This window comes from Hydrogenophaga sp., assembly GCF_051858985.1.
Classification (GTDB): Bacteria; Pseudomonadota; Gammaproteobacteria; order Burkholderiales; family Burkholderiaceae_C; genus Hydrogenophaga.
Map to the genome: position 1 here is coordinate 1,011,852 of NZ_JBHYGM010000002.1, position 14,742 is coordinate 1,026,593.

A 14,742-nucleotide genomic window follows, 5' to 3' on the forward strand; every position below is an offset into this window, starting at 1 on the left:
ACCCCGCCATGAAACGACTCGAAGGAAAGATCAGCCTCATCACCGGCGCGGCTCAGGGCATCGGCCTGGCCACCGCGATCAAGTTTGCGCAGGAAGGGGCCACCGTCATCGTCTGCGACGTGAAACAGGCCGGCGTGGACGAGGCGGTGACACAGTGCGAGGCCCTCGGCGTTCAGTGCCTGGGCTTCGTGATGGATGTGACACAGCGGGACATGGTGGACGACGTGGTGGCGAAGGTGATGGAGCGCTTCGGCCGCATCGACGTGCTGGTGAACAACGCCGGCATCACGCAGGACGCGCGGCTGCAGAAGATGAGCCTGGAGCAATTCGATCGTGTGATCGACGTGAACCTGCGCGGGGTCTTTCATTGCGCGCAGGCAGTGGCCGACGGCATGACGGCGCAAGGCAGCGGCGTGATTCTCAACGCCTCCTCGGTGGTCGGCATCTACGGCAACTTCGGCCAGACCAACTACGCGGCCAGCAAGTTTGGCGTCATCGGTTTCACCAAGACCTGGAGCCGTGAACTCGGACCCAAGGGCGTGCGCGTGAACGCCGTGGCGCCGGGATTCATCACCACGCCCATCCTTTCGACGATTCCGGACAAGGTGATCAGCGAGATGGAGCACCGCGTGCCGTTGCGCCGGTTGGGCCGTCCGGAAGAAATTGCAAATGTGTATGCCTTTCTGGCCAGCGACGAGGCCAGCTATGTCAATGGCGCCGTCATCGAGGTGTCCGGCGGCATGTCGGTCTGAGTCGTTGGTTGCCGAAAGCCCTAAACAAGTTGCCATGGTCAACTAAACGCCGCACAATCCGGGCATGAACCTGCCCGAAGCCGTTTCCGCCGTCGACCCACTGCAGGTTCGCGCACTGCGCGCCTTCAACCGCTTCTACACCCAGCGCACGGGCTTGCTCGATCCGTACCTGGCAGCGATTTTTCACTCACTGAGGTGCGGGTGCTCTACGAGCTCGCGCACCACGCGCCCTGCACCGCCAGCGAACTCAAGCGCCGGCTGATGCTGGATGCGGGATACCTCAGCCGCATCCTGCGGCGTTTTGGCTCGGCAGGCTGGGTGGCACGATCGCGCTCCCAGGTCGATGCGCGCCAGCTCACGCTGAGCCTCACGCCCGCGGGACGTGCGGTGTTCGAACCACTGCAGCAGCGTTCGCGCGAGGAAGCGGCCCGGCTGCTGGCACCCTTGCCAGCGGCGCAGCGCGACACGCTGGTGGCCGCGCTGACCCGGGCGCAAGGCCTGCTGGAATCGCCCGGCGCGCCCACCTCGCACACCGCGGTGCTGCGCGACCCGCGTCCCGGCGACATGGGCTGGGTGGTGCAGCAGCACGGAGAGCTCTATGCGCGCGAGTACGGCTGGAACAGCGAGTTCGAGGCGCTGGTGGCCGACATCGTGGCCGGCATGATCCGCCAGCACGATCCCGCGCAGGAACGGGGCTGGATCGCCGAACTCAATGGCGAGCGGGTGGGCTCTGTGTTCGTCGTGCGCAAGAGCGAGACCGAGGCGCAGCTTCGCCTGCTCATCCTCAGCCCGGCTGCGCGCGGTCTGGGACTGGGCGGTCGCCTCACCGACGAGTGCCTGGCCTTCGCCCGCGCCAGAGGCTACCGCCGCATGGTGCTCTGGACCAACAGCAACCTCACCGCCGCGCGCGCCATCTACGCACGGCGCGGCTTCGTGCTGGAGCACAGCGAACCGTACCGAGGCTACGGCCAGGAACTGGTGGGGGAAACCTGGGCCCTCAACCTTTGACGCATCGAGGCAATGGCGCCGAACCGATAATCGTCGCCACCATGCCCGAGCCTCTGCCCCCCACCCCGGAACACAGCCACCCCACGTCGAAGACCGACCTCTTTGTGTCCTTCACCTGGCTCGCCCTGCAGGGTTTCGGCGGTGTGCTGGCGGTGGTGCAGCGCGAGCTGGTGGAGAAAAAGCGCTGGATGACGCGCGAGCAGTTCGTGGAAGACTGGGCCGTCGCGCAGATCATGCCGGGACCCAACGTGGTCAACCTCTCCATGATGATTGGCGGACGCTACTTCGGTCTGCCAGGTGCGCTCGCGGCACTGGCCGGCATGCTGTGCGCACCCATGGTGGTGGTGCTTCTGCTCGCCGTGCTCTACGGCAACGTGGCAGACCAACCCATGGCGCAGAACGCCCTGCGCGGCATGGGCGCGGTGGCCGCCGGGCTCATCACCGCCACCGGCATCAAGCTCATCGGCGCGCTGGACAAGAACGCCATGGGCCTGGGAGTGTGCATCGCGCTGGCCGCCCTCACCTTCGTCGCCATTGCACTGCTGCGGTGGCCATTGCTCTGGGTGCTGCTGGGCATTGGCGGATGCGCCTGCCTGTGGGCTTACCGGGTGCTCTCCGATGTCGATGCGGATCGCCGCAAGGACACCTGACCATGATGGCCCCCACGCCAGAGAACTGGCTCGACCTGTTCACCCACTTTGCCTCGCTCTCGCTGCTGGGTGTGGGCGGCGCCATCACCACCGCGCCCGACATGCACCGCTACCTCGTCTACCAGAACGGCTGGCTCAGCGAATCGCAGTTCACGTCTTCCATCGCGTTGTCGCAAGCCGCACCGGGTCCCAATGTGCTCTTCGTCGCCCTGCTCGGCTGGAACGTGGGGCTCAACGCCGGCGGTGGCCCCTCTGCCGGCTGGCTCGCCTGGGCCCTGGCTTTCCTGGGGGTGCTGGTCACCATGGTGGCCATCCTGCTGCCGTCCTCGGTGCTCACCTACAGCGCCACGCGCTGGGCGCACCGCAACCGCGAACTGCGCGCCGTGCGCGCCTTCAAGACCGGCATGGCGCCCATCGTGATCGCCCTGCTGATCGCCACCGGCTGGCTGCTCACCGGTTCGCACGATCATCCCGCGCGCGACTGGCCCCTGTGGCTGCTCACCGGTGTGGCCACCGTGCTGGTGTGGCGCACGAAGCTGCACCTGCTGTGGATGATCGGCGCGGGCGCACTGCTCGGCGCCTTTGGCCTGGTCTAGGGCCTACTGGTTGGCCTGCAGCATGGCCGCCATCTTCTGGTGGATCAGATTGATCGCCTTGAGCGGACGGACCATCACCTTGAACTCGACGATGCGACCCTCGTCGTTCCAGCGGATCATGTCGACTCCATTGACGGCGATGCCGTCGATCTCCACCTGGAACTCGAGCACGGCGTCGCGCGGGCCAACGACCTCGCGCGCATACCGGAACGACGAATTGAAGAACACCTGGAAGGCCGCCGCCAGGTACTGCGTGGTCACCGCCCGGCCGGCCTGCGGCGTGTGCACCACCGGCGAGTGAAAGACCACGTCCTCGGCCAGCAGATCGCGCAGGCCGCGGACGTTGCGGGTGTTGACCACGTCGTGCCAGGTCGCCAGGGTGTCCAGTGTCATGTCGTCTCCCGTTTGGGGTGTCAGGTTCTTTGCCGCAGCGCCTCATAGAGGCACACACCGCTGGCCACCGACACGTTCAGGCTTTCCACCGCGCCGGCCATGGGAATACTCACCAGTTCGTCGCAGGTCTTGCGCGTGAGCTGGCGCATGCCCGCGCCTTCGGCCCCGAGCACCAGCGCTACGGGGCCTTTGAGGTCGACCTGGTACAGCGTTTTCGGCGCGTCGTCGCTGGTGCCGATGATCCAGATGTTGCGTTCCTTGAGTTCACCGAGCGTGCGCGCCAGGTTCGTGACCATGAAGTACGGCATGGTCTCGGCCGCGCCGCTGGCCACCTTGGCCACGGTGGCGTTGATGCCGGCTGCATGGTCCTTGGGCGCGATGACCGCGTGCGCACCAGCCCCGTCGGCAACGCGCAGGCAGGCGCCGAGGTTGTGCGGGTCGGTGATGCCGTCAAGCACCAGCAGCAGCGGCGGGACGCCGGTGGGTTCGAGCTGCTCCAGCAGGTCGTCGAGCGAGCGGGCCTGGGCCACCGGCTCCACCCGGGCGGCCACACCCTGGTGGCCATGGCTGCCGGCGAGCTTGGCGATGCGCAGGCCGTCGGCCTCGATCAGGCGAACATTGGCTTCGCGCACCTTGTCCAGGAATTGGCGCATGCGCGCGTCGCGCCGCGTGGGCTCGAAGTAGATCTCGATGATGGATTGCGGCGCGGTCTTCAGGCGCACGCCCACGGCGTGAAAGCCGAACAGCACTTTGGGGGATGACATCCGGGGATTATCGATGTTCACGCGGTGTGAGCCAGTTCGCCGAGACGGCGCACGGCGCCGTCGAAGCGCCCATCGCCAGGATGCCCGACGTTCAGACGCAGGTGGTGCGTGAATCGGTGGTCTGCAGAGAACAGCACACCTGGTGCCGTGCTGATGCCGTTTTCCCTGGCGCGGTGGTGCAGGGACAGCGCGTCCACGAAAGGTGGCAGTTCGAGCCAGAGGAAATAGCCACCGAGTGGTCGCGTGACGCGTGTGCCGGTGGGGAAGTGGCGCTCGACCAGACGCTGCGCGCGCTGTTGTTGCGCGGCCAGCGCCTCGCGCAGGCCGCGCAGGTGGCGGTCGTAACCGCCCTGGGCGAGGTATTCGGCCAGGGCCAGTTGCGGCGGCAAAGCGGTGGCCAGCGAGCTCATCATCTTCAGCCGCTCCACCGTTGCGGCGAAGCGCCCGGCAGCGGCCCAACCCACCCGGTAGCCCGGAGCCAGGCATTTGGAGAACGACGAGCAGTGCAGCACCCAGCCTTCGCGGTCGAAGGCCTTGGCCGGCGGCGGGCGGCGCGCCCCGGCGTGCAGTTCGCCATACACGTCGTCCTCGATCAACGGCACGCGGTGCTGCGTCAGCAGCTCCACCAGAGCCTGTTTGCGCGCGGGCGGCATCAAGGCGCCCAGCGGGTTCTGAAAACTCGGCATGAACCAGCAGGCCGCCACCTTCTGGCGCGCCAGCAGCGCGGCCAGCGCGTCCACATCGACGCCATCGCGCGGATCCGTGGCCACCTCCACCGCGTTCAGGTGCAGCCGCTCCAGCGCATGCAGCGCAGCGTAGAAAGTCGGCGATTCCACCACCACCAGATCGCCAGGTTTTGTCACCGCCTGCAGGCACAGGTTGAGCGCCTCCATGGCGCCGTTGGTGATGATGGGCTCGCGCTCACTCAGCGGCACGCCATGCATCGCATAGCGCCGCCGCACCGCCTGGCGCAGGCCTTCGTCACCCGCAGTCAGGGCGCCGGTGATGCGCGCCGAAGGCAGGCGGCGCATGGCGCGCGCTCCGCTGCGCGCGAGCGCATCGAACGGAAAAAGGTGCGATGCCGGAAACGCCGACCCCAGCGGGACCACATCGGCGTCGCGCGTGGATTCCAGCAAGTCGTACACCAGCTCGCTCACCGCCACGGGGGTGGCGCCCGGGCGGGGCTGGGCAGCCTGTGGCACCGCGCGCGGTGGGCGGCGCCCCGCGCGCACAAAAAACCCGGAGCGTGCTCGCGCCTCCACCAGACCCAGGGACTCCAGCTGCCCATAGGCCTGGAACACCGTGGAAGGGCTCATGCCGCGCTGCACGCAGGTCTGGCGCACCGAGGGCAGCCGCTCGCCCGGGCGCAACGCGCCGGTACGGATGCCTTCGGCCAGTTCTTCAGCGAGGTGCTGGTAGCGGGTGATCTGTGCGTGCTTCATGCCATCTGATCCGGTTGTTTTTCAATATATCTGAACATTGCGCATCAGATAGGTCTTTGCCATGATCGAGCCACGATGAAAACCCGCTGCCTGCCCAAGCCGTGGCGCGTGGTCGTACTGGCCGTCGGCTGGCTCATGACCCCGCTCGCGATCCCTGCACCCTTTGAGGACACCATGGCCCAGCGCCTGCTGGCCTGCACCGCGTGCCACGGACCGCAAGGGCGCGCCGCACCCGACGGCTACTACCCGCGCCTGGCCGGCAAGCCCGCCGGTTACCTCTACAACCAGTTGCTGAATTTCCGGGATGGTCAGCGCCAGTACCGCCTGATGGCGCAGATGGTCGAGCCGCTGAGCGAGGCGTACCTGCTGGAGATTGCGGAACACTTCGCCGCCATGGAGGTGCCTTACCCGGCTCCCGCGCCCCTGCAGGCCACGGCCGAACAGCGTCGGCGAGGCGAACAGCTCGCGATGCGCGGCGATGCGGCGCGCCAGTTGCCGGCGTGCGCCACCTGCCACGGCGCAGCGCTCACCGGCGTGTTGCCCGCCACGCCCGGCCTGCTCGGACTGCCGCGCGACTACCTCAATGCCCAGTTGGGCGCGTGGCGCACTGGTCTGCGCAAGGCGCACGCGCCCGACTGCATGGCCGATGTCGCTCAGCGGCTGGCGCCCGAGGACATCGCCGCCGTGAGCGCGTGGCTGGCGTCGCAGCCGGTACCGGCGCAGGCGCACGCCGTCAAAGCGGCCAGCGTGGCCCTTCCCATGCGCTGTGGCAGCGCCACGCCACCGGGGACGACGCCATGAGTGCTCGCGCGTTGAAGATCCTCGGCGTGTGTGCGCTGGTCCTGATGGCCGTTGTGGCGTGGATGGCCTGGCCCGCCACACCCATTGCCATCGCGCCCACGGCATCCGGGAGTGCGGACGCAGGCACCATCGAACGCGGGCGCTACCTCGCCTTGCAGGGCAACTGCCAGGGCTGCCACACCGTGCGCGGCGGCAGCCCGTTTGCCGGCGGCCGCGCCATCGGCACGCCCTTTGGCACCGTCTTTGGCACCAATCTGACACCCAGCGACACGGGCCTGGGCGCCTGGAGCGCCGACGACTTCTGGCGCGCCCTGCACCATGGCCAGTCGCGCGACGGGCGCTGGCTCAACCCGGTCTTCCCGTTCAACAACACCACGCGGATCGCCCGCAGCGACAGTGACGCCCTCTTCGCGTTTCTTCGCAGTCTGCCACCGTCGGATGCGCCCGTGCCGCCGCACGACCTGCGCTGGCCTTACAGCACGCAGGGCGCCTTGAAGGTCTGGCGCGCGCTCTATTTCGTCCAGGGCGACGCGACGGCATCCGCCAGCGAGGCGGTTGCGGTGGATGAGGTTCGCCGCGGTGCCTACCTCGTCAATGGCCTGGGCCACTGCAGCGCCTGCCACGTGACCCGGAATGCGCTCAGCGGCAACCGCGACATGCTGGATCTGGCCGGTGGATTGATCCCCTTGCAGAACTGGTACGCGCCTTCGCTGCTCGATCCCGCAGAGGCCGGCGTGCAGGAGTGGTCGATCGAGGAGATCGTGGCGTTGTTCCGCGATGGCCGCTCGCGCAGCGCAACGGTGAGCGGGCCGATGGCCGAGGTGGTGCAGCACAGCACGCAGTACTGGAGGCCCGAAGACCTGCGCGCCATGGCCACGTATCTGCGTCAACTCCCGCAGGCAGGGGTGACACAAGCCGCCGCGGCGCGAGCACCGGACGATCGGGCCCTGCGCATGGGCGGCGAACGCTACGAGCAGCATTGCGCGCAGTGCCACGGCAAGCAGGGCGAAGGTGTGGCGGTCTACCCGGCCCTGGCGGGCAACCGCGCGGTGCTCATGGACTCGCCCGCCAATGCACTGCAGACCGTGCTCAACGGCGGATTCGGTCCGTCAACCGCTGGCCACCCGCGTCCCTTCGGCATGCCGCCGTTTGTGCTGGAACTCAGCGAACAGGACATTGCCGATGTGTTGACCCATGTGCGCACCCAGTGGGGCAACCAGGCCGCGCCCGTGAGCGCCCTGGACGTGCGGCAACTGCGCGGGTCGCGCTGAATTCGCCTCAGACCAGCGCTTCGGCCACCACCTGGCCCGCCTCGATCGTGATGCGACGCTCGCATCTCTGGGCAATCCCGCGGTCGTGCGTGACCAGCACCAGCGTGGTGCCCTGCTCGCGGTTGAGATCGAACATCAGTTCCATGATCTTCCCGCCGGTGGCGAAGTCCAGGCTGCCGGTGGGTTCGTCGGCCAGCAGCACCGCCGGCTGCACGACAAACGCCCGGGCCAGCGCCACGCGCTGCTGCTCACCGCCCGAGAGCACCTTGGGATAGCTGGACAGGCGCTCGCCCAGCCCCACCCGCTGCAGCATCTGCGTGGCCGTGGCGCGCGCATCCCGACGCCCGGCCAGCTCCAGCGGCAGCATGACGTTCTCCAGTGCCGTGAGGTTGCCCAGCAACTGGAAGCTCTGGAATACGAAACCAACCTTCTGCGAACGCAGCGCGGCGCGCTGGTCTTCGTCGATCGCGAACAAATCGACACCATCGATGTGAACCGTCCCCTGCGTGGGCGTATCCAATCCCGCAATGATCGACAAAAGGGTGCTCTTGCCCGAGCCCGATGCGCCCACGATGGCAGCGGTTTCCCCCTTGTTCAGGGTGAAATCGATATCGCGCAGAATGGTCAGGGAACCGGTGGAATCGGTCACCGTCTTGAACACGTGCTGCACCGCAATCATCGAATCGGACATGGAAGGAAATCTCAAGTTGAAACGTCGTCACTTTAACGTGCTGGCCCTGGCGGGGCTGGCGGCCCCCGTCCTGGCCCAGGCCCAACCACCCCTGATTCTGGTGGTGGGTGACTCCCTGAGCGCCGAATACGGCCTGCGGCGCGGCACGGGCTGGGTGGCCCTGCTGGAAGAGCGCCTGAAGAAGGAGAAAGTTCAGGCGCGCATCGTCAACGCCAGCATCAGCGGCGACACCACTTCAGGCGGGCGCTCGCGCATCGGGGCCTTGCTCAAGCAGCACAAACCCGCCGTGGTGGTGATCGAACTGGGCGGCAACGACGCCCTGCGCGGCTTGCCGAACAACATGACCCGCGAGAACCTGGCCACCATGGCCCGGCTTTCCAGCGAAGCCGGGGCGCGGGTGCTTCTGTTGGGGATGGAGATGCCACCCAACTACGGTGCGAAGTACGCGCAGGAGTTTCGCGAGATGTACACGACGGTGGCCAAGTCCGAGAAGACCGCACTGGTGCCGTTCTTCCTGAAGAACGTGGCCGACATCAAGGATCCCACCGCCATGTTCCAGTCCGACCGCATCCATCCCAATGAAAGCGCCCAGGCGCTGATGCTCGACAACGTCTGGCCCGAGCTTCGCAAACTGCTGCCGCGCGGATAATCGCGGCACCATGCCCGTCCACACCCTGAGCGCCGAGCTGGCGATTGGCCGCCTCGCCGAATTTCACACGGTCATCGACGCCCGCACGGAGGACGAACACGCGCTCGACCACGTGCCCGGCGCGGTCAACTGGCCCACGCTGAACAACGCCGAGCGCATCGTCATCGGCACGATGTACAAGCAGGTGAACCCTTTCGAAGCCCGAAAGCGCGGCGCGGCACTGTCGGCGCGCAACATCGCCGCTCACATCGAACGCGACGTGCTCGACAAACCGCGCGACTGGAAGCCGCTGGTCTATTGCTGGCGCGGCGGCAACCGCAGCGGCGCCCTGGCCACCATCCTGAGTGCGATCGGATTCCACGTGACCCTCATCGAAGGGGGTTACAAGGCGTGGCGCGCCGCGCTGGTGGCCGCACTCCCCGCGCTGGCTCAGAGCCTCCACTACCGCGTGGTGTGCGGTCCCACCGGCAGCGGCAAGACGCGACTGCTGCATGCACTGGCTTCGCAAGGCGCCCAGGTGCTGGATCTGGAAGCCCTGGCGAGCCATCGCAGTTCGGTGCTGGGCCACATTCCCGGCCAGCCACAGCCCAGCCAGAAGCGCTTTGACTCACTCGTGTGGAACGCCCTGCGGGGCTTCGACCCGGCGCGTGTGGTGTATGTGGAGAGCGAGAGCAAGAAGGTGGGCAATGTGCGCGTGCCCGATGCGCTGATGGAGAAGATGCGCGCGAGCCCCTGCATCGACCTGCGGCTGCGCGACGAAGAGCGCGTGGCCTTGCTGCTGGAGGACTATGCGTTCTTCGTCGCCGACCCATCGGCCTTTTGTGAACGCCTGAGGGCGCTGACCGAGCTGCGTGGCAAGGAAACAGTGACGGGATGGATCGGAAAAGTGCAATCAGGGCAGACGCCCGATGTGGTGCTGGAATTGCTCCGTCAGCACTACGACCCCACCTACAGCCAGTCGATGGCGCGAAACTTCAGCGAATTCCCGAGGGCCCTGCCGTGCGAGCTGGCCAATCGGTCTGCGCAAGCGCTGGGCGAAGTGGCCCGCGACATCATTGCCAGCGAAACACCGGCCGTGGCGCACGGCTGAAGCACTGCTTCAGTTCGTACCGCCAGCGCCCTCGCCAGCGGCAGGCGCATCGCCCGAAGCGTCGGGCGCGTCAGCGTCATCGCCTTGCGGTCCTTCGCCGTCTTCGGGTCGACGACCCGCTGCCTTGGCCTTGAGCTTCTCCTCTTTCTTTTTCTTCTTGGCGAGCTCGCGCTGGCGTTTTTCGTATCCGTAATTGGGAGTAGCCAAATCGATCTTTCGGGTCGGTGGTGGGGAAAGGGGTCAGGCCTGCAAAACCTCGAGCGCCTGCGTCAGGTCGGCCCGAAGGTCGTGCACGGATTCCAGCCCCACGGCAAAGCGTACCAGACCGCCCGCATGGGGCCAGGGCCGGGTGCGCGAAGCTGCCATGTCGTAAGGCGCGCAAAGGCTGATCGGGCCCGCCCAGCTCCAGCCCAGTCGGAACAGTCGCAGCCGGTCGCAGAAGGCGTCGATGCGCGCCTGCGGGATGTCGGGATCGAACACCGCACTGAACAGGCAGGCCGCCGCGGTGGCGTCGCGTCGCCAGGCCTCATGGCCGGGCGATCCGGCCAGGGCGGGGTGGAGCACCTTCACCACGCCCGGCTGCTGCTCCATCCACGTGGCCAGATCGCGCGTGGTGGCGTCCTGCGCGTGGTACCGCAGCGCCATGCTGGGCAGACCGCGCAGCACCAGCTCGGCGTCGTTGGCACCCACGCCAAGGCCCAGGCGCATGCGGGTCAGCAACATCTTGCGGTGCAGGGCCAGATCGCGTGTGATCACCGATCCCATGAGCACGTCGGCCCCACCGCTGGGGTACTTGGTGAGCGCCTGGATCGACACATCCGCTCCGAGATCGAAGGCGTTGAACGCAATGCCTGCACCCCAGGTGTTGTCGATCGCGGTGACGATGGCCTGCGTCGACTCACGCGTCGCGTTGGCCTGTTGCACCCGCTTGACGAGCGCTGGCAGGTCGGGGAATTCCAGTGTGATCGACCCTGGCGCCTCCAGCCACACCACACGCGTGGCCGGCGTGATCTGACGCTCCAGATCGTCCGGATCCATGGCGTCGTAGTACCGGTGGGTGATGCCCCAGGCCGCCAGCTCGGCACCGGCGAACACCTTGCCGGGTCCGTAGGCGTTGTCGGGAATGAGCAATTCGTCGCCGCTGCGCAGCAACGCCATGTCGACCAGCGTCATGGCGGCCAACCCGCTGGGCGCGAGCATGCAATGGGCGCCCCCTTCGATCGTGGCCAGTCGTTCTTCCAGCGTGAAGGTGGTCGGTGTGCCGTGCAAGCCGTAGGTGTAGCCGGTCTTGTCTTTCCAGTCGTAGGTTCGCAGAGCCTGGACGTTTGGGAACAGCACCGTGGACGCCTTGTGCACGCCAGGCGCCACAGCATCGAAGCCCTCGGGGGGCTTGTAGGGATGGTGGATCAGCCGGGTGGAGAGGTCGTCGCTCATTCAGTTCAGAGTTTCCACTTTTCAAGGAGTTGCGCCGGGCGCAGGCTGTCGTAGCCTTCGAAGGGCTGATGGATCCAGGGGTTCGTGGGGAGAAATTCGACCGAGTAGTCCGGGGTGAACGCCGAAAGCTGCTTGGTCCAGATCACCGCACTGCGCATTTCGGTGATGGGCTTGTAGTTGTTGCGCAGAAGATCGATCACCGCCTTGAGGGTGTGACCGGAATCCGCCAGATCGTCGACCAGCAGAACCCGGCCAGCAATCTCACCCTTGGGCGTGGTGATGTAACGCGCAATATCCAGATTGCCCTGCTGCGTGCCAGCGGCAGCGCGGTAAGAGCTGGTGGACATGATCGCCAGCGGCTTGTCGAAGATGCGAGAGAGGATGTCACCGGGGCGCATGCCGCCGCGTGCCAGGCACAGGATGGTGTCGAACTCCCAGCCCGACTGGTAGACCTTGAGCGCGAGCTTCTCGATCAGGTTGTGGTACTCGTCGTAGGAAACGTACAGGTGTTTGCCGTCTTCGGTCAGCATGCGGACTCCGGGTGGGGGACGTGGGACGGATTTTGCACGAAGGCTGAGCCCCGCACAGGCAGCGGAACACTCAGTCATGGTAGGGGTTGACGAGCAGGATGGTGTGGTCGCGGTCCGGGCTGGTGGACACCACGTGGATCGGCACACCCGTGGTTTCCTCGATGCGCTTGAGGTAGCGCTGCGCGTTCAAAGGCAGGTCTTCGTGGCGCGTCACGCCCACCGACGTTTCGCTCCAGCCCGGCAAGGTTTCATAGATGGGTTCGCAGCGGGCAATGTCCTCGGCGCCCATCGGCAGGATGTCGATCACCTCGCCGTCCAGCCGGTAGCCCGTGCACAGCTTCAGTTCGTCCAGGCCATCCAGCACGTCGAGCTTGGTGATGCACAGGCCCGTCAGGCCATTGACCTGCGCCGAGCGCTTGAGCAGCGCCGCGTCGAACCAGCCGCAACGACGGCTGCGACCGGTTGTCACACCCTTTTCGGCGCCCACGGTGGCCATGTGCCAGCCCGGCGTCCCTTCCTTTTCCCATTCAAGTTCGGTCGGGAAAGGGCCCCCACCGACGCGCGTGCAGTATGCCTTGGTGATGCCCAGCACGTAGTGCAGCAGACCGGGACCGACACCGGACCCGGCGGCCGCATTGCCTGCCACGCAGTTGCTGGAGGTGACGAAGGGATAGGTGCCGTGGTCGATGTCGAGCAACGTGCCTTGGGCGCCTTCAAACAGCAGGTTGGCGCCTGCGCGGTGGGCTTCGTTGAGTTCGCGCGAGACATCGGCGATCATGGGCTTGAGAAGCTCGGCCTGCTGCATGGCTTCGTTGTAAACCGGCTCGAACTGGATCGCGCCGTCCTTCATGTAGGCAGCGATCTTCTCATCCCACTGCAGATCGGCCGAATGCAGCCAGGTGGTGAGCAGGTGGTTGTGCAGCGCGAGCAGCTCGCGCAGCTTGGCGGCAAAACGATCGGGGTACTTCAAATCCTGCACGCGCAGCGCACGGCGCGCGATCTTGTCCTCGTAGGCCGGGCCGATGCCGCGACCGGTGGTGCCGATCTTCTCGGTGCCGGCCTTGACCTTGGCGGCTTCGCGCGCAATGTCGATGGCGGCGTGAAAGGGCAGGATGAGCGGACAACCTTCGCTCACGCGAAGTCGCGAACGCACCTCGACACCCGCCTTCTCAAGCCCGGCGATTTCCTCGAACAGCTTGCCCACGGAGAGCACCACGCCGTTGCCGATGTAGCACTTCACACCCTCGCGCATGATGCCGCTGGGGATGAGGTGCAACGCGGTCTTCACCCCGTTGATCACCAGTGTGTGACCGGCGTTGTGTCCGCCCTGGAAGCGCACCACACCGGTGGCGGTTTCGGTGAGCCAGTCGACCAGCTTGCCTTTGCCTTCGTCACCCCACTGGGTGCCCACCACCACCACGTTGCGCCCTGGGGTCACGGCGCTGTTGCTGTTCGTCATTTGCTGGTTTCCGTTTCAATGGGTTTCACTGTCCACTGCCCGCCCTGGCGCGCAGGCGCGACCAGCTCGCGGTCGCAATGGAATTCGTCGACTTCGTGTTCATGGCCGGGCAGCACGCACACCACGGTGTGGCCTTCGCTGCGCAGCTTTGCAATGGCCTCGCGCAGACCGACATCCATGCCCCACGGCGCGCGAATGGCCGCCTTGAGCGGGCGTGGTGCGACGGCGGCCACCAGCTCCTTCAGGTCCAGGCTGAAGCCGACCGCAGGACGATTGCGGCCAAACACCGCGCCCACTTCGTCGTAACGACCACCGCGTGCGAGCTCGAGCGACTGCCCTGCCCCGCTCCCCGCTTCGTGGGCAAACAAGGCGAAGCGCATGCCCGTGTAGTAGGCGTAACCGCGAAGATCGGCCAGGTCGATCGAGACCTGCAGACCGTTCGCGTGCGATGCCAGCCAGCGCAGTCCCTGCAGCGCGGCATGAAGACCTTCCGACGGCTGCAGGATGCGCTGCGCCTCGTCGAGCACCTCCACACCCCCGAAGAGTCGCGGCAACGCGCACAGATCGTGGCGCACGCGTTCGGGCAGACTGCGCGCCAGTACTTCAAGCGCTGCCACATCCTTGGCATTGAGGGCAGCGTGGATGCGCGCTTCCTCGCCCGCATTCAGCACCACGGGCGCGAGAACGGCATCGATCACGCGGACATCGGCCATGTCGAGCTGCAGACTTTTCACGCCCGCGCTGTGCAGGCAGGCCCGGGCGAGCTCTATCGCCTCGAGGTCCGCCTCCTGACCCGCATGGCCATAGATCTCGGCACCGAACTGCAGCGGTTCGCGGCTGGCGAAAGGACGATCGGTGCGCGTGTGCACCACCGGACCGCAGTAGCACAGTCGCGCCACGCCCTGGCGGTTGAGCAGGTGCGCGTCGATGCGAGCCACCTGCGGGGTGCTGTCTGCACGCAGGCCCAGGGTGCGCCCGGAGAGCTGGTCCACGAGTTTGAAGGTCTGAAGATCGAGCGCCTCACCGGTGCCGGTGAGCAGCGACTCGAGGTGTTCCAGCAGCGGCGGCATCACCAGCTCGTAGCCGTAGCCTCGGGCGGTGTCGAGCAAGCTCCTGCGTAGTTCTTCGATGTGGCGCGCCTCGGAGGGCAGGACATCGGCGATGTGATCCGGGAGGACCCAGGCTGACATGGGCATTTTCAGGAGCTGTTAA

General features: G+C 66.6%; 16 protein-coding genes and 1 pseudogene. 8 read left to right on the forward strand and 9 right to left on the reverse strand.

Annotation, left to right across the window (positions count from 1 at the left end):
• Positions 1 to 8: 8 nt before the first annotated feature.
• The 4 genes and pseudogenes from fabG (at position 9) to ACTIEY_RS11185 (ending at position 3,006) form a co-directional block, all read left to right on the forward strand.
• The gene (fabG, locus tag ACTIEY_RS11170) at positions 9 to 752 is read left to right on the forward strand and encodes a 3-oxoacyl-ACP reductase FabG (RefSeq protein WP_439519176.1); all 744 of its coding nucleotides are present in this window, start codon (positions 9 to 11) and stop codon (positions 750 to 752) included.
• 64 nt (positions 753 to 816) lie between these two features.
• Positions 817 to 1,760, forward strand: a pseudogene (locus ACTIEY_RS11175) (bifunctional helix-turn-helix transcriptional regulator/GNAT family N-acetyltransferase).
• Between the two features lie 41 nt (positions 1,761 to 1,801).
• A complete protein-coding gene (locus tag ACTIEY_RS11180; RefSeq protein WP_439519177.1) occupies positions 1,802 to 2,410 on the forward strand; it encodes a chromate transporter in 609 nt (202 codons plus the stop codon).
• 2 nt (positions 2,411 to 2,412) lie between these two features.
• On the forward strand, positions 2,413 to 3,006 hold the full coding sequence (locus tag ACTIEY_RS11185; RefSeq protein ID WP_439519178.1) for a chromate transporter: 594 nt from the start codon (positions 2,413 to 2,415) through the stop codon (positions 3,004 to 3,006).
• Between the two features lie 3 nt (positions 3,007 to 3,009).
• Here the strand turns inward: ACTIEY_RS11185 and ACTIEY_RS11190 are convergent, their stop codons facing one another.
• From ACTIEY_RS11190 to ACTIEY_RS11200, 3 genes are read right to left on the reverse strand one after another with little or no spacing between them, the layout of a single operon-like run.
• The gene (locus ACTIEY_RS11190; RefSeq protein WP_439519179.1) at positions 3,010 to 3,399 is read right to left on the reverse strand and encodes a nuclear transport factor 2 family protein; all 390 of its coding nucleotides are present in this window, start codon (positions 3,397 to 3,399) and stop codon (positions 3,010 to 3,012) included.
• Between the two features lie 20 nt (positions 3,400 to 3,419).
• The gene (gene rlmB / locus ACTIEY_RS11195) at positions 3,420 to 4,163 is read right to left on the reverse strand and encodes a 23S rRNA (guanosine(2251)-2'-O)-methyltransferase RlmB (protein ID WP_439519180.1); all 744 of its coding nucleotides are present in this window, start codon (positions 4,161 to 4,163) and stop codon (positions 3,420 to 3,422) included.
• A 17-nt stretch (positions 4,164 to 4,180) separates the two neighbouring features.
• Positions 4,181 to 5,605 carry a PLP-dependent aminotransferase family protein gene (locus ACTIEY_RS11200; protein WP_439519181.1) on the reverse strand — a complete coding sequence of 475 codons (1,425 nt, stop codon included), beginning with the start codon at positions 5,603 to 5,605 and terminating at the stop codon, positions 4,181 to 4,183.
• A gap of 75 nt (positions 5,606 to 5,680) precedes the next feature.
• On the opposite strand from ACTIEY_RS11200, the gene ACTIEY_RS11205 reads away from it, so the two are divergent.
• Together ACTIEY_RS11205 and ACTIEY_RS11210 are read left to right on the forward strand one after the other, a co-directional pair.
• The gene (locus tag ACTIEY_RS11205) at positions 5,681 to 6,406 is read left to right on the forward strand and encodes a c-type cytochrome (RefSeq protein WP_439519182.1); all 726 of its coding nucleotides are present in this window, start codon (positions 5,681 to 5,683) and stop codon (positions 6,404 to 6,406) included.
• On the forward strand, positions 6,403 to 7,677 hold the full coding sequence (locus tag ACTIEY_RS11210; RefSeq protein WP_439519183.1) for a c-type cytochrome: 1,275 nt from the start codon (positions 6,403 to 6,405) through the stop codon (positions 7,675 to 7,677). The genes ACTIEY_RS11205 and ACTIEY_RS11210 overlap by 4 nt, the downstream gene beginning before the upstream one ends.
• A 7-nt stretch (positions 7,678 to 7,684) precedes the next feature.
• Here ACTIEY_RS11210 and ACTIEY_RS11215 read toward each other — a convergent pair whose 3' ends face one another.
• Positions 7,685 to 8,368 (reverse strand): ABC transporter ATP-binding protein, encoded by a 684-nt coding sequence (locus tag ACTIEY_RS11215; RefSeq protein WP_439519184.1) that lies wholly within the window; start codon positions 8,366 to 8,368, stop codon positions 7,685 to 7,687.
• On the opposite strand from ACTIEY_RS11215, the gene ACTIEY_RS11220 reads away from it, so the two are divergent.
• Complete coding sequence (locus tag ACTIEY_RS11220; protein ID WP_439519185.1) at positions 8,367 to 9,017, forward strand: arylesterase; 651 nt, start codon at positions 8,367 to 8,369, stop codon at positions 9,015 to 9,017. The genes ACTIEY_RS11215 and ACTIEY_RS11220 overlap by 2 nt on opposite strands.
• A 10-nt stretch (positions 9,018 to 9,027) precedes the next feature.
• Positions 9,028 to 10,107: a tRNA 2-selenouridine(34) synthase MnmH gene (mnmH, locus tag ACTIEY_RS11225; RefSeq protein ID WP_439519186.1), complete on the forward strand. Its 1,080-nt coding sequence runs from the start codon at positions 9,028 to 9,030 to the stop codon at positions 10,105 to 10,107.
• Positions 10,108 to 10,116: 9 nt separating this feature from the next.
• Here the strand turns inward: mnmH and ACTIEY_RS11230 are convergent, their stop codons facing one another.
• The 5 genes from ACTIEY_RS11230 to ACTIEY_RS11250 all read right to left on the reverse strand — a co-directional run bounded on the left by ACTIEY_RS11230 (position 10,117) and on the right by ACTIEY_RS11250 (position 14,720).
• Entirely contained in the window at positions 10,117 to 10,314 is a 198-nt protein-coding gene (locus tag ACTIEY_RS11230) for a hypothetical protein (RefSeq protein ID WP_439519187.1), read from the reverse strand.
• Positions 10,315 to 10,347: 33 nt separating this feature from the next.
• Positions 10,348 to 11,541, reverse strand: coding sequence for a PLP-dependent transferase (locus ACTIEY_RS11235; protein WP_439519188.1), 1,194 nt, complete (start codon positions 11,539 to 11,541; stop codon positions 10,348 to 10,350).
• Positions 11,542 to 11,546: 5 nt separating this feature from the next.
• Entirely contained in the window at positions 11,547 to 12,071 is a 525-nt protein-coding gene (locus ACTIEY_RS11240; protein WP_439519189.1) for a phosphoribosyltransferase, read from the reverse strand.
• A gap of 70 nt (positions 12,072 to 12,141) precedes the next feature.
• Positions 12,142 to 13,530 (reverse strand): adenylosuccinate synthase, encoded by a 1,389-nt coding sequence (locus ACTIEY_RS11245; RefSeq protein WP_439519190.1) that lies wholly within the window; start codon positions 13,528 to 13,530, stop codon positions 12,142 to 12,144.
• Entirely contained in the window at positions 13,527 to 14,720 is a 1,194-nt protein-coding gene (locus ACTIEY_RS11250; RefSeq protein WP_439519191.1) for an ATP phosphoribosyltransferase regulatory subunit, read from the reverse strand. Before ACTIEY_RS11250 ends, ACTIEY_RS11245 begins: the two co-directional genes overlap by 4 nt.
• Positions 14,721 to 14,742: the final 22 nt, after the last annotated feature.

Coding starts and splice junctions, on each gene's coding strand:
- ACTIEY_RS11210 (WP_439519183.1), top strand. CDS start 6,403: ATGAGTGCTCGCGCGTTGAAGATCCTCGGCGTGTGTGCGCTGGTCCTG.
- ACTIEY_RS11190 (WP_439519179.1), bottom strand. CDS start 3,399: ATGACACTGGACACCCTGGCGACCTGGCACGACGTGGTCAACACCCGC.
- ACTIEY_RS11215 (WP_439519184.1), bottom strand. CDS start 8,368: ATGTCCGATTCGATGATTGCGGTGCAGCACGTGTTCAAGACGGTGACC.
- ACTIEY_RS11220 (WP_439519185.1), top strand. CDS start 8,367: ATGGAAGGAAATCTCAAGTTGAAACGTCGTCACTTTAACGTGCTGGCC.
- ACTIEY_RS11235 (WP_439519188.1), bottom strand. CDS start 11,541: ATGAGCGACGACCTCTCCACCCGGCTGATCCACCATCCCTACAAGCCC.
- ACTIEY_RS11240 (WP_439519189.1), bottom strand. CDS start 12,071: ATGCTGACCGAAGACGGCAAACACCTGTACGTTTCCTACGACGAGTAC.
- rlmB (WP_439519180.1), bottom strand. CDS start 4,163: ATGTCATCCCCCAAAGTGCTGTTCGGCTTTCACGCCGTGGGCGTGCGC.
- fabG (WP_439519176.1), top strand. CDS start 9: ATGAAACGACTCGAAGGAAAGATCAGCCTCATCACCGGCGCGGCTCAG.
- ACTIEY_RS11200 (WP_439519181.1), bottom strand. CDS start 5,605: ATGAAGCACGCACAGATCACCCGCTACCAGCACCTCGCTGAAGAACTG.
- ACTIEY_RS11245 (WP_439519190.1), bottom strand. CDS start 13,530: ATGACGAACAGCAACAGCGCCGTGACCCCAGGGCGCAACGTGGTGGTG.
- mnmH (WP_439519186.1), top strand. CDS start 9,028: ATGCCCGTCCACACCCTGAGCGCCGAGCTGGCGATTGGCCGCCTCGCC.
- ACTIEY_RS11180 (WP_439519177.1), top strand. CDS start 1,802: ATGCCCGAGCCTCTGCCCCCCACCCCGGAACACAGCCACCCCACGTCG.
- ACTIEY_RS11185 (WP_439519178.1), top strand. CDS start 2,413: ATGATGGCCCCCACGCCAGAGAACTGGCTCGACCTGTTCACCCACTTT.
- ACTIEY_RS11205 (WP_439519182.1), top strand. CDS start 5,681: ATGAAAACCCGCTGCCTGCCCAAGCCGTGGCGCGTGGTCGTACTGGCC.
- ACTIEY_RS11250 (WP_439519191.1), bottom strand. CDS start 14,720: ATGTCAGCCTGGGTCCTCCCGGATCACATCGCCGATGTCCTGCCCTCC.